Annotated in this window: 18 protein-coding genes; 7 read left to right on the forward strand and 11 right to left on the reverse strand. The window is 61.1% G+C overall.

From position 1 onward, the window contains the following. Positions 1–108: 108 nt before the first annotated feature. Positions 109–765, forward strand: coding sequence for a hypothetical protein (locus tag BM110_RS21755; RefSeq protein WP_093514151.1), 657 nt, complete (start codon positions 109–111; stop codon positions 763–765). 90 nt (positions 766–855) lie between these two features. On the opposite strand, the gene BM110_RS21760 is transcribed toward BM110_RS21755, so the two are convergent. Continuing rightward, complete coding sequence (locus BM110_RS21760; protein WP_092242195.1) at positions 856–1734, reverse strand: acyltransferase; 879 nt, start codon at positions 1732–1734, stop codon at positions 856–858. 173 nt (positions 1735–1907) lie between these two features. Here BM110_RS21760 and BM110_RS21765 point away from each other — a divergent pair, with 173 nt between their 5' ends. The 4 genes from BM110_RS21765 to creD are packed head-to-tail and all read left to right on the forward strand — an operon-like array spanning position 1908 to position 5951. Continuing rightward, positions 1908–2408 carry a retropepsin-like aspartic peptidase RloA2 gene (locus tag BM110_RS21765; RefSeq protein ID WP_071494368.1) on the forward strand — a complete coding sequence of 167 codons (501 nt, stop codon included), beginning with the start codon at positions 1908–1910 and terminating at the stop codon, positions 2406–2408. A gap of 9 nt (positions 2409–2417) precedes the next feature. Beyond that, on the forward strand, positions 2418–3086 hold the full coding sequence (gene creB, locus BM110_RS21770; protein WP_092242198.1) for a two-component system response regulator CreB: 669 nt from the start codon (positions 2418–2420) through the stop codon (positions 3084–3086). Beyond that, a complete protein-coding gene (gene creC, locus BM110_RS21775; protein WP_092242201.1) occupies positions 3086–4525 on the forward strand; it encodes a two-component system sensor histidine kinase CreC in 1440 nt (479 codons plus the stop codon). The genes creB and creC overlap by 1 nt, the downstream gene beginning before the upstream one ends. Positions 4526–4577: 52 nt before the next feature. After that, on the forward strand, positions 4578–5951 hold the full coding sequence (gene creD, locus BM110_RS21780; protein WP_093514152.1) for a cell envelope integrity protein CreD: 1374 nt from the start codon (positions 4578–4580) through the stop codon (positions 5949–5951). A 186-nt stretch (positions 5952–6137) separates the two neighbouring features. Here creD and BM110_RS21785 read toward each other — a convergent pair whose 3' ends face one another. From BM110_RS21785 to BM110_RS21820, 8 genes are all read right to left on the reverse strand, one after another. Beyond that, entirely contained in the window at positions 6138–6767 is a 630-nt protein-coding gene (locus BM110_RS21785) for a glutathione S-transferase family protein (protein WP_092242207.1), read from the reverse strand. Between the two features lie 34 nt (positions 6768–6801). Further along, positions 6802–6978 carry a hypothetical protein gene (locus tag BM110_RS21790; protein WP_092242210.1) on the reverse strand — a complete coding sequence of 59 codons (177 nt, stop codon included), beginning with the start codon at positions 6976–6978 and terminating at the stop codon, positions 6802–6804. After that, on the reverse strand, positions 6975–8069 hold the full coding sequence (locus BM110_RS21795; RefSeq protein WP_093514153.1) for a PepSY-associated TM helix domain-containing protein: 1095 nt from the start codon (positions 8067–8069) through the stop codon (positions 6975–6977). Before BM110_RS21795 ends, BM110_RS21790 begins: the two co-directional genes overlap by 4 nt. Positions 8070–8132: 63 nt before the next feature. Further along, complete coding sequence (locus BM110_RS21800; RefSeq protein WP_093120786.1) at positions 8133–10562, reverse strand: TonB-dependent siderophore receptor; 2430 nt, start codon at positions 10560–10562, stop codon at positions 8133–8135. A gap of 85 nt (positions 10563–10647) precedes the next feature. Next, complete coding sequence (locus tag BM110_RS21805; protein WP_071490276.1) at positions 10648–11628, reverse strand: FecR domain-containing protein; 981 nt, start codon at positions 11626–11628, stop codon at positions 10648–10650. Continuing rightward, entirely contained in the window at positions 11625–12143 is a 519-nt protein-coding gene (locus BM110_RS21810) for an RNA polymerase sigma factor (RefSeq protein WP_093514154.1), read from the reverse strand. The genes BM110_RS21805 and BM110_RS21810 overlap by 4 nt, the downstream gene beginning before the upstream one ends. Positions 12144–12276: 133 nt before the next feature. Continuing rightward, positions 12277–12984 carry a 3'-5' exonuclease gene (locus BM110_RS21815; RefSeq protein ID WP_093514155.1) on the reverse strand — a complete coding sequence of 236 codons (708 nt, stop codon included), beginning with the start codon at positions 12982–12984 and terminating at the stop codon, positions 12277–12279. After that, complete coding sequence (locus tag BM110_RS21820; RefSeq protein WP_175538858.1) at positions 12981–14903, reverse strand: putative nucleotidyltransferase substrate binding domain-containing protein; 1923 nt, start codon at positions 14901–14903, stop codon at positions 12981–12983. The genes BM110_RS21815 and BM110_RS21820 overlap by 4 nt, the downstream gene beginning before the upstream one ends. A 246-nt stretch (positions 14904–15149) precedes the next feature. Here BM110_RS21820 and BM110_RS21825 point away from each other — a divergent pair, with 246 nt between their 5' ends. Further along, on the forward strand, positions 15150–15596 hold the full coding sequence (locus BM110_RS21825) for a response regulator (protein ID WP_058426679.1): 447 nt from the start codon (positions 15150–15152) through the stop codon (positions 15594–15596). A gap of 149 nt (positions 15597–15745) precedes the next feature. Here the strand turns inward: BM110_RS21825 and BM110_RS21830 are convergent, their stop codons facing one another. Beyond that, positions 15746–17923, reverse strand: a complete 2178-nt coding sequence (locus BM110_RS21830) for a malate synthase G (RefSeq protein WP_093120794.1) — start codon at positions 17921–17923, stop codon at positions 15746–15748. Positions 17924–18189: 266 nt separating this feature from the next. Here BM110_RS21830 and BM110_RS21835 point away from each other — a divergent pair, with 266 nt between their 5' ends. Further along, complete coding sequence (locus tag BM110_RS21835; RefSeq protein ID WP_093514157.1) at positions 18190–18702, forward strand: glycine cleavage system transcriptional repressor; 513 nt, start codon at positions 18190–18192, stop codon at positions 18700–18702. A 223-nt stretch (positions 18703–18925) separates the two neighbouring features. Here the strand turns inward: BM110_RS21835 and rarD are convergent, their stop codons facing one another. Further along, a complete protein-coding gene (gene rarD, locus BM110_RS21840) occupies positions 18926–19810 on the reverse strand; it encodes an EamA family transporter RarD (RefSeq protein WP_093514158.1) in 885 nt (294 codons plus the stop codon). Between the last annotated feature and the right edge of the window lie 100 nt (positions 19811–19910).

Raw genomic sequence — 19910 nt, forward strand, 5'->3', positions numbered from 1 at the left:
GTAAAGCGGTAGGAACGGTAGGAAGTCTGAGTGCCACGCAGTTGTACCCTTCGCAGCATCACTTCGGTGCTGTTTGAAGGGCAAATCGACTGAATTAATGGTGAACTAATGACATCTGTTAATCCGCAGCAAACAACGCTTCAGAATCAATATAACCAGATTGGCGCCAACTTGCAGAGCACCAAGCCTGTGCTGACTGCCCCCAATTTTTTGCATGATATGGGGTTGAACGCGAACTTACTGCACAACTTGCGAAATGACTTGGACGCGGTGATTAATGGGTCGGTCCCTGACCGGGCACTCACTAATTTGGTGGCTGGGTTTCAACAACTCCTGACTTCTTTTAGTGGCGGGGCCAAAGAGTGGCCTGCAGACAAAGTGATCCCTGAAGGCGGTAAATTCTTTGTGAAGGGCAGTGACGGCCTGCTAAAAGAAATCACCCCGCCCAAAGAGTGGCCTGCAGACAAAGGGTTCCCCGAAGGCAGTAAATTCTTTGTGAAGGGCAGTGGCGGCCTGCCAAAAGAAATCACCCCGGCCAAAGAGTGGCCTGCAGACAAAGTGATCCCTGAAGGCGGTAAATTCTTTGTGAAGGGCAGTGACGGCCTGCTAAAAGAAATCACCCCGCCCAAAGAGCGGCCTGCAGACAAGGCGTTGCTGGAAGCTAGGGCTGCTGTAGACGACATCTCGCAGGCAGCGGAAAACTTGCGCTCGGGTTTGAAGCCTCTTCTTAGCAATTCGTTTTTTGCTAACAGCCCTGAGCAATGACGAGATACTTTTTGCAATAGCATAAACTCGCAGGCTTGAACTTTAGTTTTGAAACAGTAGGGTTTAACAGCCCTACTGTCTTTGACACTTTCATTTGAGAAGGTTTTGAATGCGCTGATCCTTCTCGCCCCAGAGCTGGTTGACCCAGTCCTGGACGGTCTGGCGAAATGCCGGATCATTCTCGTAATCTCCTTGCCACAGCGCCGGGTCCAGCTCACGGGTGCGGATATCGATGATCACCTTCGGTACCGATCCGCAAATCAAATCCCAGAACCCTGGAATCCTGTCTTGCGGGTAGACCACCGTCACATCGAGCACAGCATCCAGTTGTTCACCCATCGCCGCCAGCACGAATGCCACACCGCCTGCCTTGGGCTTGAGCAAGCGGGTGAAAGGTGAGCCCTGCTGTTTGCGCTTGGCCTCGCTGAACCGCGTACCTTCCAGATAATTGACCACCGTCACCGGCTGGCGCTTGAACAGCTCACAGGCCTCTTTGGTGATCTTCAGATCCTGCCCCGCCAGTTCCGGATGCTTGGCCAGGAATGCCTTGGTGTAGCGCTTCATGAACGGGTAATCCAGCGCCCACCAGGCCAGGCCCAGGAAGGGCACCCAGATCAGCTCTTTTTTCAGGAAGAATTTGAAGAACGGCGTACGCCGGTTGAGGGCCTGGATCAAGGCCGGGATGTCAACCCAGGATTGGTGGTTGCTGATCACCAGGTAACTGGTGTCACCCCGCAGATCGTCGCCGCCGCGAATGTCCCACTGGGTCGGGATGCACAGCGAGAAAATCAGCTTGTCGATCTCGGCCCAGGTCTCGGCGATCCACATCACCGCCCATGACATGTAGTCACGCAAGCGCCCCGGGGCTACCAGCTTGAGCAGGGCAAACACCATCAACGGGCCGAACAGCACGAGGGTGTTGAGCAAGAGCAGCAGGGTGACGAAACAGCCGGTGAGCAGGCGGCGCATAAGTAACTCTTGGAATCTTGTGGGCGGGCCATCATAAGCAAGGTGAGTCTAGAGGCCAAATCGCAAATCACCGTACGAATGTTTCACAATGTGCCGGGTATGGTGGGGTTAGCTAACTAACCGGCGCTTTTGCGGTCTAGAATCCGCCTACTTCTTTCCGAGGACATCACTTCGTGAAACTGTTTCTTGCCTCCCTCGCCCTGGTTGCCCTGCCGGTCATGGCCGCCGAGCCGACCCTCTACGGTCGCTACGAATACATCCAGTTGCCGGAGATCGGCGAAACCTTCAAGGCCAAGATGGACACTGGCGCGCTGACCGCCTCGCTGTCGGCCCGCGACATCCAGACCTTCACCCGTGACGGTGACGATTGGGTGCGTTTCCGCCTCGGCGGCAAGGACGCGTCCGATAAGGTCTACGAACACAAAGTCTCGCGCATCAGCAAGATCAAGAGCCGCGCCGACGAAGACGAGGACAAGGACGAAGCCACCGTGGCCAAGCGCCCGGTGATCGACCTGGAAATGTGCCTGGGCGACGTCAAGCGCACCGTTGAGGTCAACCTCACCGACCGCAGCAGCTTCAACTATCCGCTGCTGATCGGCGCCAAGGCTCTGCGCGAGTTCGGCGCTGCGGTCAACCCGGCGCGTCGCTACACTGCTGACAAACCGGACTGCTGACCGACCACCATGCCCCACATCCTGATTGTCGAAGACGAAGCGGCGATAGCCGACACGCTGATATTCGCCCTGCAAGGCGAGGGCTTCACCACCACCTGGCTGACACTTGGCCAGGCGGCGTTGGAGCATCAACGCCAGACCCCGGCCGACCTGATCATCCTCGATATCGGCCTGCCGGACATCACCGGGTTTGAAACCTGCAAGCAACTGCGCCGGTTCAGCGAAGTGCCGGTGATGTTCCTCAGCGCGCGGGATGGCGAGATCGATCGGGTGGTGGGGCTGGAAATCGGTGCGGACGATTATGTGGTCAAGCCCTTCAGCCCTCGGGAAGTGACGGCGCGGGTCAGGGCGATCCTCAAGCGCATTGGCCCAGGAGCTGCGCCGGTGGTGTTCCAGGTAGACCTGGAGCGCATGCAGATCATGTATCGCGGCCAGCCGTTGAGCCTCACGCGTCACGAATTCCGCCTGCTGCAAAGCCTGCTGGAACAGCCTGAACGTGTATTCAGCCGCGAGCAGCTGTTGGACGCGGTCGGCGTGGCGGCGGATGCCGGTTACGAACGCAACATCGACAGCCATATCAAAAGCCTGCGCAGCAAGTTACGCAGCGTGGCTGCGGACGCCGAGCCGATCCAGACCCACCGCGGCCTCGGCTACAGCTACAGCCCGGGCAACAGCTGATGCGCCTGGGGCTGCGGATCTTCCTGGTATACGCGCTGTTTATCGGCCTGACCGGCTACTTCGTGCTCAGCACCGTGATGAAGGAAATCCGCCCTGGCGTGCGCCAGTCCACCGAAGAAACCCTGGTGGACACCGCCAACCTGCTGGCCGAAATCCTGCGCGACGACGTGAAGAACGGCACCCTCGGCCAAAGCCACTGGCCCGAACTGCTCAAGGCCTACGGCAATCGCCAGCCGGGCGCGACCATCTGGGGATTGCCGAAGAACCAGGTCAACCACCGCATCTACGTGACCGACGCCAAGGGCACCGTGCTGCTCGACTCCACGGGTGAAGCAGTGGGGCAGGACTATTCCAAGTGGAACGACGTGTACCTGACCCTGCGTGGCGAGTACGGTGCGCGTTCCACTCGCAGCGAGCTGGATGACCCCACTTCCTCGGTGATGCACGTGGGTGCACCGATCCGTGACAACGGGCAGATCATTGGCGTGGTCACCGTGGCCAAGCCGAACAGCTCGTTGCAGCCCTACGTCGACCGCACCGAGCGGCGCCTGCTGTGGTACGGCGCGGGCCTGGTGATTCTCGGCCTGTTGCTCGGCGCGCTGCTGTCGTGGTGGCTGAGCGTTGCGCTGCGTCGTTTGACGGCCTACGCCGAGGCGGTCAGCGAGGGCCGGCGCGCCGAGCTGCCGCATTACCGTGGCGGTGAACTCAAGCAGTTGTCCACCGCTGTCGAGCACATGCGCACGCAACTGGAAGGCAAGGCTTACGTCGAACACTACGTGCACACCCTGACCCACGAATTGAAGAGCCCGCTGGCCGCGATACGCGGCGCGGCAGAGCTGTTGCAGGGCGACATGACCCGTGAGCAACAGCAGCGTTTCGTCGGCAATATCGACAGTGAAAGCGCGCGCCTGCAGCAGTTGATCGAACGCCTGCTGAACCTGGCGCAGGTCGAGCAACGCCAGGGCCTGGAAGAGCAGGTGAGCATCCCGCTGGCAGCCATGGTCGATGATGTGCTCAAGGCGCAATGTGCGCGGATCGAAGGCGCCGGGTTGCACGTCGATCAGGCGATTGCGGCGGATGTGAAGGTGTACGGCGAACCCTTTCTGCTGCGCCAGGCCCTGGGCAACTTGCTGGATAACGCCCTGGATTTCACACCGCCTGGCGGCACCTTGAAATTCAGCGCGCAGACCCGGCACAACGACGTACAGGTGAGCCTGTTCAACCAGGCTGCGCCGATTCCCGACTACGCCCTGCCGCGCCTGAGCGAACGGTTCTACTCGCTGCCACGCCCGGCCAGTGGCCGCAAAAGCACCGGCCTGGGCCTCAACTTTGTCGAGGAAGTGATGAAGCTGCACGGCGGCGCGTTGCAGATCGGCAACGTGCAAGGCGGCGTGCAAGTGGTGCTGCATCTCCACACAGTCTCCACATTGCCCACATAAATCTCCCACACAGGCTGCCCAGACTCTCCTCCATCCAAACAGGGAGAGACCCATGAACCGCAGCCTGCTTTTCAAACTTGGCGCGATTGCGCTGCTGATCCTGCTGTTGCTGATTCCGTTGCTGATGATCAACGGCATCATCAGCGACCGCCAGCAACTGCGCGATGGCGTCCTGATGGACATCGCCCGCAGCTCCAGCTACGCCCAGCGCCTCACCGGCCCGGTGATGGTGGTGCCGTATCGCAAGACCGTCCGCGAGTGGAAGCTCAACGAAAAACTCAACAAACGCTACGAAGTCATCCGTGAAGAGCGCGGCCGGCTGTATTTCCTGCCGGACCGTTTTGAACTCGACGGCAAGGTGCAGACCGAACTGCGCGCACGGGGCATCTACCAGGCGCGGCTGTTCCACGCCGACAACCGTATCAGCGGACGTTTCGAATTGCCCGCGCAGTTGGGTATCACCGAAGACTTCGCCGATTACCGCTTTGAACCGGCGTTTCTGGCGGTGGGCATCAGCGATATTCGCGGCATCGAAAATGCGTTGAAGCTGGAGCTGGGCAGCCAGCAGTTGGAGTTCGAACCGGGCTCCCAGGTGGACTGGCTGGGTGAAGGCGTGCACGTGACGCTGCCGGAGCAGGACAGCAAAAAGCCCAGTGTCATGGACTTTGCCTTCGACCTGCGCCTGCAGGGCACCGAGCAATTGCAAGTGGTGCCGGTGGGCAAGACCAGCCAGGTATCACTCACCTCCAACTGGCCGCACCCCAGCTTTATCGGCAACTTCCTGCCGGCGCAACGTGAGGTCACCGATAAGGGGTTTACCGCCAACTGGCAGACCTCATTCTTCTCCACCAACCTCGAACAGGCTCTGCAAACCTGCCTGGACGGGCAGGGCTGCAATGACTTCAACAACCGCAGCTTCGGCGTGAACTTCATCGATCCGGTGGACCAGTACCTCAAGAGCGACCGTGCGATCAAATATGCGCTGCTGTTCATCGCCCTGACCTTTGCTGGCTTCTTCCTGTTCGAAGTGCTCAAGAGCCTGGCGGTGCACCCGGTGCAGTACGCGTTGGTGGGCTTTGCGCTGGCGTTCTTCTACCTGCTGTTGTTGTCGTTGTCCGAGCACATAGGCTTTGCCCTGGCCTACCTGACCTCGGCCAGTGCCTGTGTGCTGTTGATCGGCTTCTATGTGTGCCATGTGCTGCGCAGCGTGGCGCACGGGCTGGGCTTCTCGGCGGGGTTGGCGGCGTTGTATGGCTTGCTGTACGGGTTATTGAGTGCCGAGGACTACGCGTTGCTGATGGGTTCGTTGCTGCTGTTCGGCCTGCTGGGCACGGTGATGGTGTTGACGCGCAAGTTGGACTGGTATGGCGTGGGCAAGCGCAAGGCGGCCGAGCCGTTGATGTTTGACCTGGAGGCGGTGCAATGATCGGGTTACGCGAGGATCAGCAAGTGGGGGCGCAATTAGCCGCAAGGATCGCTACATTCCTCAATACCACCGCCGTTCAATGTGGGAGTGGGCTTGCCCGCGATAGCGGTGGTTCAGAAACAGCTGTGCTGAATGACATACCGCGATCGCGGGCAAGCCCGCTCCCACATGGGGTCGGTGTGAACATCAGGTCGGTGGCTGGGTCTGCAGCATCGAAGGCCGCTGGCTGACCTCGGCGTACCAGGCGGCAAGCTGCGGGTTGTCCAGGCGCCATTGCATATCCGGGTGGCGGAAGTCGAGGTAACCCAGGGCACAAGCCACGCTGATGGCGGCGATATCGAAATGGCTGGCCAGTTCGGCAATCGCGTCGGCTTCCAGCTCGGCGAGGGTGCGACGGATCTTGTTGCGCTGTTCGTCGAGCCACTGGTCCCAGTGTTTTTCTGCCGGGCGCAGGGCGGTTTCGTAGCGCACCAGCACGGCGGCATCCATGATGCCATCGGCCATCGAGGCCAGGGTCAGGCGGCGCCAGCGGGCCGAGCCGTCGCGGGGGATCAGCGGGGTGCCGACGTGCTGGTGGTCGAAGTAATCGAGGATCACCCGGCTGTCGTGCAGTACTGAACCGTCGGCCAGGCGCAGGGCCGGGATCTTGCCCACGGGGTTGCCTTCTACCACCTGCGCATCCGGGTTGACCGGGGTCGGCATGCAGCCGTACAGGGCGACGCGATCCTGCTGGCCGGTTTCAGCCAGCAGCACGCGAACCTTACGAACGAACGGTGACGCGGGGTTGTGGAACAAGGTCATGCTGGGAGCGGACATGGGCATTCCTCTGAATGGGCTGCGCTAATCTATCTCACCGTTTGATCAAGGCCCAAGTACCAATTGCAGCGGGGATGCCCAGCCCGAGCCAACTGAGCGAATCCCACAGCCCATCCCCGAGCAGCGCCGCAAACAACCCGGCGGCGCTGAGCAGGCCGATCCCCAGAGGGATCCCGAAGACCTTCCAGAAACTCGACTGACGTGGCTTCATGTTCGGCGCCTTACGATCCACAGGTAGATCCCGCTCACCAGCACGATGATGGTCAGCCCATCCAACACCGCCCACAGGATCTTCATCGGCATGCCGCCGTAATCGCCAAAGTGCAGCGGCTGGGACAGGCCCATGGCGTCCATGTACCAAGGCCGTTCGGCGACGGCGGTGACAGCCAGGGTGCTGGCGTCTATCAGTACCGGCGTGAGCAAATGCGAGGTGAGGTGGGTGCTGCCTTTCATGAACACCGCGTAATGGTGTTCGCTGGAAAAGCGTGTGCCGGGGAAGGCGATGAAGTCCGGCTCCATGCCGGGGGCGGCCTTGGCGGCAATCGCCAGCAGTTCGGTGGCCGGTGCGCGTTGGGTCAGGGGCGGGGCGTTTTTGTAGGGTTCGATCATGGCGCTGAGGCTGTCCTGGCGCCAGGCGGCGATGATCAGGTCGGCGCAGGCGCTGATCACGCCGGTCACGCCCACCACCAGCGCCCAGGTCAGGGTGACCACGCCGATCAGGTTGTGCAGGTCGAGCCAGCGCAGGCGGGTGGACTTGTCCTGGCGTACGGTGGCGAACTTCAGGCGGCGCATGAACGGCAGGTACAGCACCGTGCCGGAGATGATCGCCAGCACAAACAGAACCCCCATGAACGCCAGCAGCAACTTGCCCGGCAGGCCAGCGAACATATCCACATGCAAGCGCAGCAGGAACATCGTGAACCCGCCGTTGGCCGCCGGGGTTTCCATGGCTTGGCCGGTGCGCGCGTCGAGCAGGAAGGTGTGCGACGAGTTGGGTTCGGTGCCGGCGGTGGCGGCCATGATCGCGATCACGCCGTTCTTGTCGTCTTCGTCCCAGGCCAGGTACTGCATGGCGTCGCCGGGGCGATGGGCCTGCGCGGCGCTGACCAGTTGCTCCAGGTTGAGCTGCGGCGTGTCGGCGGGCATCTGCGCTAGCTCGGGCTCGTTGCCCAGCAGGTGGTCGATCTCGTGGTGAAACACCAGCGGCAGGCCGGTGAGCGCGAGCAGCAGCAGGAATACCGTGCAGATCAGGCTGGTCCAGGTGTGGATGAAGGACCAGCGGCGGATGGTTTTGCTTTTCATGTTTTCAACCTTCAGACACACCAAAGCCGCCCATTGGGGCGGCCCGGTGGTTAACTCAGCCGATTACCACTGGTAGGTGGCACTGGCAACGACGCTGCGTTGGTCGCCGAAGTAGCAGTAGGAACCGTCACAGGTGGAGATGTAGTCCTTGTTGAACAGGTTGGTGGCATTGAGTTTGACCGAGGCGCCTTTGAGGCTGTTGTCCAGGCGACCCAAGTCGTAATGCACCGCACCGTCGAAAACGGTGTAGGCGTTGGCTTTGCCGAGCCAGGTGTTGCCCTGGTCGCCGTAGGTGTTGCCGGTGTAGCGCGCGCCGAAGCCGATACCGAAGCCGTCCAGTACACCGGTGTGCCAGGTGTAGTCGGTCCAGAGCGACGCTTGCTGATTTGGCATCAGTTGCAGGCGGTTACCTTTGAAGTCGCCTTTTTGGACTTCGGATTTGGCCAGTGTGTAGGCGGCGATCACCTTGAGGTTTTCGGTCACGTCAGACACGGCTTCCAACTCCAGGCCTTTGACTTTCACTTCGCCGGTCTGGTCGGTGACCGCCTGGCCGCCTGCACCTGTGCTGGTGACCAGCACGTTTTTCTGGGTCAGGTCATACACCGCCGCACTCAACAGGGTGTTGGAACCGGGTGGCTGGTACTTGATCCCGAGTTCCCACTGCTTGCCTTCGGTTGGCTTGTACGATTTGAGTGGGTCTACGCTGGCGTTGCTCGCTGGCTGGAAAGATTCAGCGTAGGACAAGTACGGCACAAAGCCCGAGTCGAACACATAGCTCAACGCTGCGTTGCCACTGAAGTTCTTGCTGCGGTCGGTGTTGGTGACGTCGTTCTTATTGAAGTAGGTCGTGCCCTGATGGACCCAGTCTTCACGACCGCCCAGGGTCAGGCGCCAATTGTCCAAGGCCATCTGGTCTTGTACGTAGAGGCCGGTCTGGATGGTTTTCTGGTTGTAATCGTAATACGCATCGGAGCGTGGAGGACGTACGACCGGCGTGGTGTTTACAGGATTGAAGATGTTGACGGTGCCTGCTCCGCCGTAGATCGACAGGTATGACGTATCGGTACGCTGGTGATCCAGGCCCAGCAGCAGGGTATGCGTGACATCGCCGGTGGCGAAGTCTGCCTGGAAGTTGTTGTCGACTGCGAACTGGCCGATGTTCTCGTCGACGTTGGTCGAGGTGCGGCCAATGTTACCGGCAGCGTCAACCGGGTAATAGGCATAAGCGCCCACGGTCAGTTGCTGGAACGACAGCTCCGACTTGGTGTAGCGCAGGTTCTGTTTGAACTGCCAGGTGTCGTTGAAGCGGTGCTCGAACGCATAGCCCAACGCGTAATAGGTGCGGTCGTAAAACTCGTAGTCCGGGTCGCCCAGGTTCTTGTGGTGGGACACATCGCCCAATGGCGATTTGATCTTGGTGCCCACGATAGGCAGGAACTGACTGGTGGCCCCCGTATCGTCACGAGTGAACTGCGACAGGAAGGTCAGCTTGGTGTCCGGGTCGATGTTCCAGGTCAGGCTGGGCGCAATGTTGTAGCGCTTGTTATCGATGTGGTCGACCTGGGTGCCGGCATCCCGCACCACGCCGCTGAGGCCATAGAGGAACTGGCCTTCGTCATCGATCTTGCCGGTGCTGGCGAAGTTGATCTGGCGGTAGTTGTCGCTGCCGTATTGCACCTGTACGGCATTGCTCGATTCAGCACTGGGGCGGCGGCTGACCATGTCCAGCAAACCGCCCGGCGGGGTCTGGCCGTAGATCGACGAGGCCGGGCCGCGCAGCAGGGCGAGGCGGTCGAGGTTCCAGGTTTCGGCTTTCGGGTTGGCGTACACACCGCGTGGCAGCGGCAGGCCGTCGAGGAACTGGGTTGGTTCGAAGCCGCGCACGCGCATCCAGTCGTAGCGGGTGTCGCTGCCGTAGCTGGCGGACACGATGCCGGGCATGTATTTGACCGCATCGTCCAGGTTCTGCACGTTGCGGTCCTGCATCTGCTGGCGCGTGGCAACCGAGATCGAACGCGGCGCCTCGACCAACGCGGTGTCGGTCTTGGTGCCGGCGGCAGTGCGCTTGGCCAGGTAGCCGTCGACCGGGCCCCAGGCGCTTTCATAGCTGTCCTGGCCGGTGATATTGGTGGTCGGCAACGCTACGACGCCTTCCGGAATTGCCACCAGGGTGTAGGTTCCCGCACTGCTTTGTTCCAACTGCAGTCCCGTCCCTCGCAACGCCTCACGCAGCGCGCCGGGTGCGTCGAACTGGCCCTGGACCGGCGCCGAGGTCTTGCCCGATGCCAGTGCCGGGCTGAGGGTCAGTGCCAGGCCGCCCTGGCTGGCAATCTGGTTCAGGGTGCTGGCCAGTGGCGCCGCCGGCAGGTTGTAGGCGCGCACGCTGGACGCCTGTTCGGCGGCGATCAGCGACGTGCTGGCCAGCGGGGCGCCGAGGGCAATGGCCACGGCTAACAGGCTGGGGCGCAACAAGGTGTCTAGCGTGCGGGACATAGGGCGGCTCCTGAATGGAAGTAATTCGCAATTGCCTATGTGCCGAACGAGAATCAGAAAGTGATAGGGCGGGGGGAAATATTTTTTATTTGGCGGCAGGTGCCTTGCCAGTCACCGTCACCCACCACGGCGTGTGCTGCTCGATCTGCACCGGCAGGGTCGGCAGCAGCGCATTAAGCGCCAGCGTGGTGTCGCGCAATGGGAAGCTGCCAGTGATGCGCAGGTCGGCCACGTTTTTATCCACACCCAGGTAACCGGTGCGGTAGCGGCTCAATTCCTCGATCACATCGCCCAGGCGGGCGTTGTCCACCACCAGCATGCCGCGGGTCCAGGCGTCGGTGGCGGGGGTAACGGCCAGCAGTGGGCCGAGGCCGTCGCTGCGCATCAGCACTTGCTGGCCGGCCTTGAAGATTTGCTCCTGATGCAGCGCCTCGGGCTGGGCGGCCACCGCCGATTGCAGCACGCTCAAGCGCGTGGCGTCGTCTTCACGCTTGACGATGAACCGCGTGCCCAACGCCCGCAGGCTGCCGTCGCGGGTTTGCACATAGAACGGGCGGGCATCGTTATGGCCGGTCTCGACCAGGATCTCGCCTTCCTGCAATACGATCAGGCGACGTTTTTCATCAAAACGCACGTCGATGGCGCTGTGGGTATTGAGGTTGATCAGCGTACCGTCCGCCAGCTTCAGCGTGCGCTGTTCACCCGTGGCGGTGCGTTGGTCGGCCAGCCAATAGTGGATCGGCACATAGCGCTCGCCGGCAAACAACGCCAGCCCGATCACCAGTGCAATGCTCGCCAGCCCACTGCCCAGCTTGCGCACGCGTTGGCGAATGCCTTCGCGCGATTGCAACAACGCCACCCGCGCCGGGCCCGAGGCCATGCTGAAACGCTGGTCGAGCATGCCCAGTTGGCGCCAGGCGCGAGCGTGCTCTTCATCGCTGGCCAGCCATTTATCGAACTCTTCGCGCTCAATGGCGCTGCCGTCGCCTGAATCAAGGGACAGCTGCCAGGCAATCGCCGCATCCAGCACGCGGGCCGACACGGGTTTGGAACTGATCACCGTCACAGCGGCTCGCCATACAGCGCGATGTAGCACTGGCGAATGCCCTGGGCCAGGTACTGGCGCACCCGGGGTACGGATACGCCCAGGCGATGGGCGATTTCCGTGTGGCCCAGCCCGTCGAGGCGGTTATAGAGGAAGGCGGCGCGGGCCTTGCTCGACAGCTTGCCGAGCAGACGGTCGATGGCCTTGAGGTCTTCGAGGATCAGTTGCTGTTCTTCCGGCGAGGGATGTTCGCTTTCCGGGATCAGCATCAGTTCGGTGAGATACGCCTGCTCCAGGGCGGCGCGGCGGAAGTAGTCGAACAACAGGCCCTTGGCGATCGCCACCAGAAAGGCCCGTGGCTCGCGGGGTTCGCGCAGCTCATCACGGCCGAGCAGACGTATGAAGGTGTCCTGGCTCAAATCCTCGGCACGGCTCGGGCAGGCGACGTTGCGTCGAAGCCAGGCCAACAGCCAGCCACGATGGTCGCGATACAACGCACCAACAAGCTCACTGCGTGGGTTCTGGATCGACGACAAGGCATCACCTGGTAAACGCGATGTTTAAACTAACGAGAATTATTCGCGATTGTGTCAGAGCCGTGGGGTGGGCGCAATTGGCGTCTGTCGGTTTGTACCGGGGCAAGCCTGCTCACCACAAGGATCGGCGGCCTTAGAAAGAGGGTGCGTGTTTACGCCGTTTCCATTGGCTCAAACGCTCTAGCAGCGCCTGTGGCGTGTCGATGTGCTGCGCCCGTGCGCGGCTGAACAGGATCAGCATCAGCTCCGCCGTGGCCAGGGCGTCGGCGCTGGCGTGATGGCGCTCGCCCACGTGCAGGTTGAAATGGTTGATCCAGTCGTCCAGCCCGGCCTCGCGGATATGCGCGTCGGGGCACAGCAAAGGGGCGATGTCGGCCACGTCCAGGAACGGGTGGGCCAGGCGGTAACCCAGGCTGTCCTTGAGCGCCCGGCACAGCATGTGTTGATCGAATGGCGCATGGAAGGCCAGCAAAGGGCTGTCGCCGACGAACTCCATGAAATCCAGCAGTGCCTCGGCCGGGTCGCTGCCGGCGGCAATGGCACTGGGGCCGAGGCCGTGGATCAGTACGCTGGGGCTGAGTCTGGTCTCGGCGCGTTGCAGGGTGCGTTCGAACATCTGGGAGAAGTCCATCGCGCCGTCCTCGATCACCACCGCGCCGATGGACAGCACCTGGTCGCGATTGAGGTTCAGGCCACTGGTTTCCAGGTCCACCACCACCCAGCGCTGGCTGCGCAAAGGTTCGTTGCCTAGAGGCGAAGGCTTGCACAGTTGCTCCAGGCGCTGTTGTTGCGTGCTGTCGAGCCCCGGTTTTTTCGTACGCAGCCAGTTGAACAAGCTCACAGCTGATACCGCAACGTCAGGCTGCTTTGCAGGCGTTGGGCCTGGCGCAGGGATTCCCGCAGGATGCGCCGGTCCAGATGGTTGAGGCTGTCGGGGTCGACTCGGTTGGAATACGGCTGGTTCTCGCGGGTCTGCAACTGGTGCTGCTGCATGCGGGTTTGCTGGATAAAGTGGTAGGCCTCTTCGTAGGCGGCGCCGTCCAGGGGCTCGATCACTTCCTTGACCACCAGTTGGCGCAGGCGCTCCAGGGTGTTGTTGGCGTGGATGCCATTGGCCAGGGCCAGCAGGCGCGCGCCGTCCACAAATGGCGTAAGGCCCTGCACCTTGAGGTCGAGGGTGGCTTTCTCGCCCCCTTTACGGGTCAGCACAAACTCGCGGAAGCGTCCTACAGGTGGGCGCTGGCGCAACGCGTTCTCGGCCAGCATGCGTTGGAACAATCGGTTGTCCGCGACCTGATCCAGAATGCCCTGGCGCAGTTGCTCGCAGCCACGCTCGTCGCCCCACACCACCCGCAGATCGAAATAGATACTGGAACCCAGCAAATTCTCCGGCGTGGCCTCGCGGATAAACGCTGCGAAACGGCGCGCCCACTCAGCCCGCGACAGGCACAACTCCGGGTTGCAGGCCATGATATTGCCCTTGCACAAGCTGAACCCGCAGAGCGCCAGGCTCTGGTTGATCTGCTGCGCCAGCGGCAGCAGCCGGCCACGCATCTCGGCCGCTTCGGCGGCGTCCTTGGCATCGAACAGGATGCCGTTGTCCTGGTCGGTATACAGCGTCTGCTCGCGGCGGCCTTCGCTGCCAAAGCACAGCCAGCTGAACGGCACGCCGGGGTCGCCTTTCTCGGCCAGGGTCAGTTCGATCACCCGGCACACGGTGTGGTCGTTGAGCAGCGTAATGATGTGGGTGATCTGGGTGGACGACGCACCATGTGCCAGCATGCGCTCCACCAATTGGCCGATTTCGCCGCGAATCGCTACCAGGTTGTCTACCCGCGGTGCGTTGCGGATGGTGCGCGCCAGGTGCACCAGGTCCACCCGTTGCAGGGAAAACAGGTCGCGTTCGGACACCACGCCGCACAGGCGCTGCTCCTTGACCAGGCACACATGGGCGATATGCCGCTCGGTCATGGCGATGGCCGCGTCGAAGGCGCTGTGGTCCGGGGTCAGGAAAAACGGTGCCTGGGTCATATGGCCTTCAATGGCCCGGCTGAAATCGCTGGTGCCATCGGCCACCACCTGGCGCAGGTCGCGCAGGGTGAAAATCCCCAGGGGCGCTTTGTGTTCATCGACGATCACGATACTGCCCACCTGCTGCTCATGCATCAGCGTAACGGCCTCGCGCAGCGGTGTGGTGGGGCTGCACGTTACCGGGTGGCGCATGGCCAATTCACCCAGGCGAGTGTTCAGGGAGTATTGAGTGCCGAGGTTTTCCACCGCCTTTTGCTGCACTTGCTGGTTGACCTTGTCCAACAGGCTGCTGACGCCGCGCAGGGCAAAGTCGCGAAACGGGCTGGACAGCGCGAACAGCTTGATAAACGCCGGTTTGTTCAGTTGCAGGCAGAAGGTGTCTTCGGCGGCCTTGTGCTCGGTGCGGGTGGCCCGTTCACCTAGCAGGGCTGCCAGGGGGAAGCATTCGCCCGTGGTGATTTCAAAGGTGGTTTCGGCGCTGTCGGGCCGCTCGCCCACGACGCGGCCCTGCTTGACGATATAAAAATGCTCTACCGGGCCGCCCGACGGTTTGAGGATGCTGTCGCCGGGGCTGTAGAAGCGTAACTGGCACTGTTCCACCAAAAACGCCAGGTGCGCGTTTTCCATCTGGTTGAACGGCGGGAAACGTTGCAGGAATTGCAGGGTGCCGTGGATATTTTGCAGTACAGCAGTTTTCCCCGCCTGGGCGTAGGCATCAGCTTTACTCATAACAGTGACCGCAGTTTTTTTGTCGTTATCGTCCCTCATGGTCGACTCCTGCGCAGCGGGTGCCCATTGGACGTAAGTCTAGGTCGCTGAAAACACCATAGAACTAGGGAAAAACCTTACATGACTATCGTCCAAACCCCGTAGAACACCCACTAGTCAAACTTTCCGACGAAGTGCACATTGATCGCCCTTCCGCAGATGTCTGACGAGTGTGCTGGGAGCTAGATGAGAATTGCTGAGAACCGTATGTCCGACCACGATATTTTGAGCGATGCCGAGCGCGAGGCGCTGAGCGCCGTGATGCTGGAGCCTGATTTACCGCCACAACGCGTGTTGATTGTTGACGATGACAAGGACGCGCGTGAACTGCTGGCGGAAATCCTGGGGCTGGACGGTATTCGCTGCATGACCGCCGACAGTGGTGAGGCGGCGTGGGATTTGTTGAAGTCCAGCAGCTCTATCGGTTTGTTGATCACCGACCTGCGCATGGCGCCCAGCAATGGCCTGGAACTGATCCGACAAGTGCGTGAATCCACCCGGGCGGCGTTGCCGATCATCATCATGTCGGGAGACGCCGAAGCGCCGGACGTGATCGATGCGATGCACTTGAGCGTAGTGGACTTTTTGCTCAAGCCGATTGATAGCGTGAAATTGGCAAAGATGGTGAAGCGGGAGTTGGGGATGGCGTCCTGATTCTGCGGTGTCTATAACGGCCTCATCGGGGGCAAGCCCCCTCCCACATGTTCTATTAGTTGTGGGAGGGGGCTTGCCCCCGATAGCGCCAGTTCAGCCACCACAACCCCAAAGAAAAAGCCCCGATCTCTCGATCAGGGCTTTTTGATTTACAGGCCGTTTTTAGCCTTGAACTCCCGACGCCGACGGTGCAACACCGGCTCGGTGTACCCGTTCGGCTGCTTGGTCCCTTCAATCACCAACTCCACCGCTGCCTGGAACGCGATGTTGCTGTCGAAATCCGGCGCCAGCGGACGATACAACTTGTCCCCGGCATTCTGACGGTCCACCACCGGCGCCATGCGCTTGAGGCTTTCCATCACCTGGGCTTCGTCGACGATGCCGTGGCGCAGCCAGTTGGCGATGTGCTGGCTGGAGATACGCAGGGTGGCGCGGTCTTCCATCAGGCCCACATCGTTGATGTCCGGCACTTTCGAGCAGCCGACGCCCTGGTCGATCCAGCGGACGACATAACCCAGGATGCCCTGGGCGTTGTTGTCCAGCTCGTTGCGGATCTCTTCGTCAGACCAATCGGTGTTGCTGGCCAGGGGAATGGTCAGGATGTCGTCCACCGACGCGCGCTCGCGCTTGGCCAGCTCGGCCTGGCGGGCGAACACGTCGACCTTGTGGTAGTGCAACACGTGCAGCGCCGCCGCCGTAGGCGATGGCACCCACGCGGTGTTGGCGCCGGCCAGTGGGTGGGCGATTTTCTGTTCGAGCATCGCCGCCATCAGGTCGGGCATCGCCCACATGCCTTTACCGATCTGCGCACGGCCTTGCAGCCCGGTGCTCAAACCGATATCGACGTTCCAGTTTTCGTAGGCGCCGATCCATTTTTCCGCCTTCATCGCCGCCTTGCGCACCATCGCGCCGGCTTCCATGGAGGTGTGGATCTCGTCGCCGGTACGGTCGAGGAAGCCGGTGTTGATAAACACCACGCGCTCGCTGGCGGCCTTGATGCAGGCCTTGAGGTTGACCGTGGTGCGGCGTTCCTCGTCCATGATCCCGACTTTCAGCGTATTGCGTGGCAGCTTCAGCACGTCTTCGATACGGCCGAACAGCTCGTTGGTGAACGCGGCTTCTTCCGGGCCGTGCATCTTTGGTTTCACGATGTACACGGAACCGGTGCGGCTGTTCTTGCGGCTGCTGTTGCCGTTGAGGCTGTGGATCGCGGCCAGGCTGGTGATCAGCCCGTCGAGAATGCCTTCCGGCACTTCGTTGCCGTCTTTGTCGAGGATCGCGTCGATGGTCATCAGATGACCCACGTTGCGTACGAACAGCAGCGAACGGCCATGCAGCGTCACGTCCTGGCCATTTACGCCGGTGTACACGCGGTCGGCGTTCATGGTCCGGGTGAAGGTCTTGCCGCCCTTGGACACTTCTTCGGCCAGGTCGCCCTTCATCAGGCCGAGCCAGTTGCGGTAGATCACCACTTTATCGTCGGCATCCACAGCGGCGACGGAGTCTTCGCAGTCCATGATGGTGGTCAGCGCGGCTTCCACCAGCACGTCTTTGACGCCGGCGGCGTCGGTCTGGCCGACCGGGGTGTTGGCGTCGATCTGGATTTCGAAGTGCAGGCCGTTGTGTTTCAACAGGATCGCAATCGGCTGGGCGCTGTCACCCTGGAAGCCGATCAGTTGTGCGTCGTCGCGCAGGCCGCTGTTGCTGCCGCCCTTGAGGCTGACGATCAGCGTGCCATCGACGATCTTGTAGCCGGTCGAATCCACATGGCTGCCGGCGCTGAGCGGTGCGGCTTCATCAAGGAAGGCGCGGGCGAAGGCGATCACCTTGTCGCCACGGACTTTGTTGTAGCCCTGGCCCTTCTCGGCGCCGTCGGCTTCGCTGATGGCGTCGGTGCCGTACAGGGCGTCATACAACGAGCCCCAGCGCGCATTCGAGGCGTTGAGGGCAAAGCGCGCGTTCATCACGGGCACCACCAGCTGCGGGCCGGCCATGCGGGCGATCTCGTCATCGACGTTTTGGGTCGTGGCCTGGAAATCCGCGGCTTCTGGCAGCAGGTATCCAATGTCTTGCAGGAAGGCTTTGTAAGCCACCGGGTCGTGCGCTTTACCTGCGTGAGTCTGGTGCCAGGTATCGATCCGCGCTTGGAAATCGTCGCGTTTGGCGAGTAGGGCTTTGTTCTTCGGTGCCAGGTCGTGGATGACCTTGTCGGCACCGGCCCAGAACTGGTCGGCAGTGATGCCGGTACCGGGAATGGCTTCGTTGTTCACGAAGTCGAACAGGACTTTGGCGACCTGCAGGCCACCGACTTGAACGTGTTCAGTCATTGCTTGCCTCACTCTGCGGAGCTTATGCGCTTTTTCAGATTTTCATTATGTAGTGCACGGTTGGGCATACTACATGATGACTTGCGGTTGTGAAAATTAGACTAAATACGTCGTTTAGCGACCCACTTTGGTCGTACGGTCACAGCGGAGAACCGGATGTTCTCAAAAAACTATTGGATTGTTCCAGATAAATATAAAAATGGTACACGATTTGTTTTCGAGGGCTTCCGAGTCCACCTTGTAGATTGAATTCAGAGGGCTTCGCCATGGACCATCTTGTACTCACAATTATCGCCGCCGACAAACCCGGCCTGGTTGAACGCATCGCGCAGAATATTGCCACCCACGGTGGCAACTGGCTGGAAAGCCGCATGGCGCACATGGCCGGGCAATTTGCCGGGATCCTGCGGGTCAGCGTTCCAACAGAGAACCGTCAGGCGCTGGTCGGCGCGCTGGAGGACTTATCCACACATGGCATTCGCGTGCTGGTGGGCGAAGGCAGCAGCGGGCAGGCCTCGGCCTCCAAGTCGATCATGATGACGCTGGTGGGCAATGACCGTGCGGGTATTGTGCGCGAGATTACGGCGCTGCTGAGCCAGCAGGGCGTGAACCTGGAGAGCCTGAGCACGGACGTGCGCCCGGCGCCCATGAGCGGTGATCCGTTGTTTACTGCTGAAGCGCTGCTGCAGGTGCCGGCAGCGTTATCCCTGGATACCTTGCAGTTGTCCCTGGAAACCCTGGCGGACGATCTGATGGTGGAACTGCATCACGAGGAATAATCGGCCCACAGGGTTATGCATGGAAATCTTGCATGGGCCTGTGGATAACCTGTAGAGACCCGGCGCCAGGCCACGCCGTGCGGGGTTCTTCGCTACTTGAGCAAAAAACGAGCAGTTTCAAGGGCTTGTGCACAAATGGCGGGGATCAGGTTGTGGATAACCTTGGGGTGGATGTCTGCAAGCCACGTAGATTATGGCTTGCAGAGGTTTGTACGTTATTTGATCAGCGTTTGCGTGCGCTGAGCCAGATATCCACGCTGTACACCACCAGGCCCGCCCAGATGAACGCGAAGGCGGTCAAGGTGCTTGGTGCCAGATGCTCGCCGAACAGCAGCACGGCTTCCAGCAATACCAGGGTCGGCGCGACGTACTGCAAAAAGCCCAGGGCGGTATAGGGCAAATGCCGTGCGGCGGCGTTGAAACACACCAGCGGGATCAGTGTCACCGGGCCGGCGGCTACCAGCCACCAGGCTTCGGAGGTGCCCCAGAATTCCATCTGCGCACTGTGGGCGGTCGGGTTGAACAGCAGCCATGCAACCGCAATCGGCACCAGCATCCAGGTTTCCACCACCAGCCCCGGCAGGGCTTTCACCGGTGCCTGCTTGCGAATCAGCCCGTAGAAACCAAAGGTCAACGCCAGTACCAGCGATACCCACGGCAGGCTGCCCACTTGCCACACCTGCTGCGCCACACCCACCGCAGCCAGCCCAACGGCGACCCACTGCAAACGGCGCAGGCGTTCACCCAGGATCAACATGCCCAGTACCACATTCACCAACGGGTTGATGTAGTAACCCAGGCTCGCCTCCAGCATGCGCCCGGTGTTGACCGACCACACGTAGGTCAGCCAGTTACCCGCGATCAACGAACCACTGAGTGCCAGGATCGCCAGGCGCTTGGGGTTGTCGCGCAGTTCGCGGAACCAGCCGGGATGTTTCCACACCATCAACAGCAAACCGCCGAACAGCGCCGACCACAACACGCGGTGCACGATGATTTCGGCGGCGGGCACGCTGGCGATGGCTTTGAAGTAGAGCGGGAACAGACCCCAGATGACATAGGCGCTCAGGCCCAGGATATAACCCTTGCGGGGGTTGGCGGCTTGCATTGCAGAATCCTTGCTTAGGCAGCTAACAAAGGCGTGATTGTAAGTACATTTGGCGGGCAATGTGATCTGCTTTGCTTTGGGTGGGAGGGGGCTTGCCCCC

It is taken from the genome of Pseudomonas sp. NFPP28 (genome assembly GCF_900115535.1).
GTDB lineage: Bacteria > Pseudomonadota > Gammaproteobacteria > Pseudomonadales > Pseudomonadaceae > Aquipseudomonas > Aquipseudomonas extremorientalis.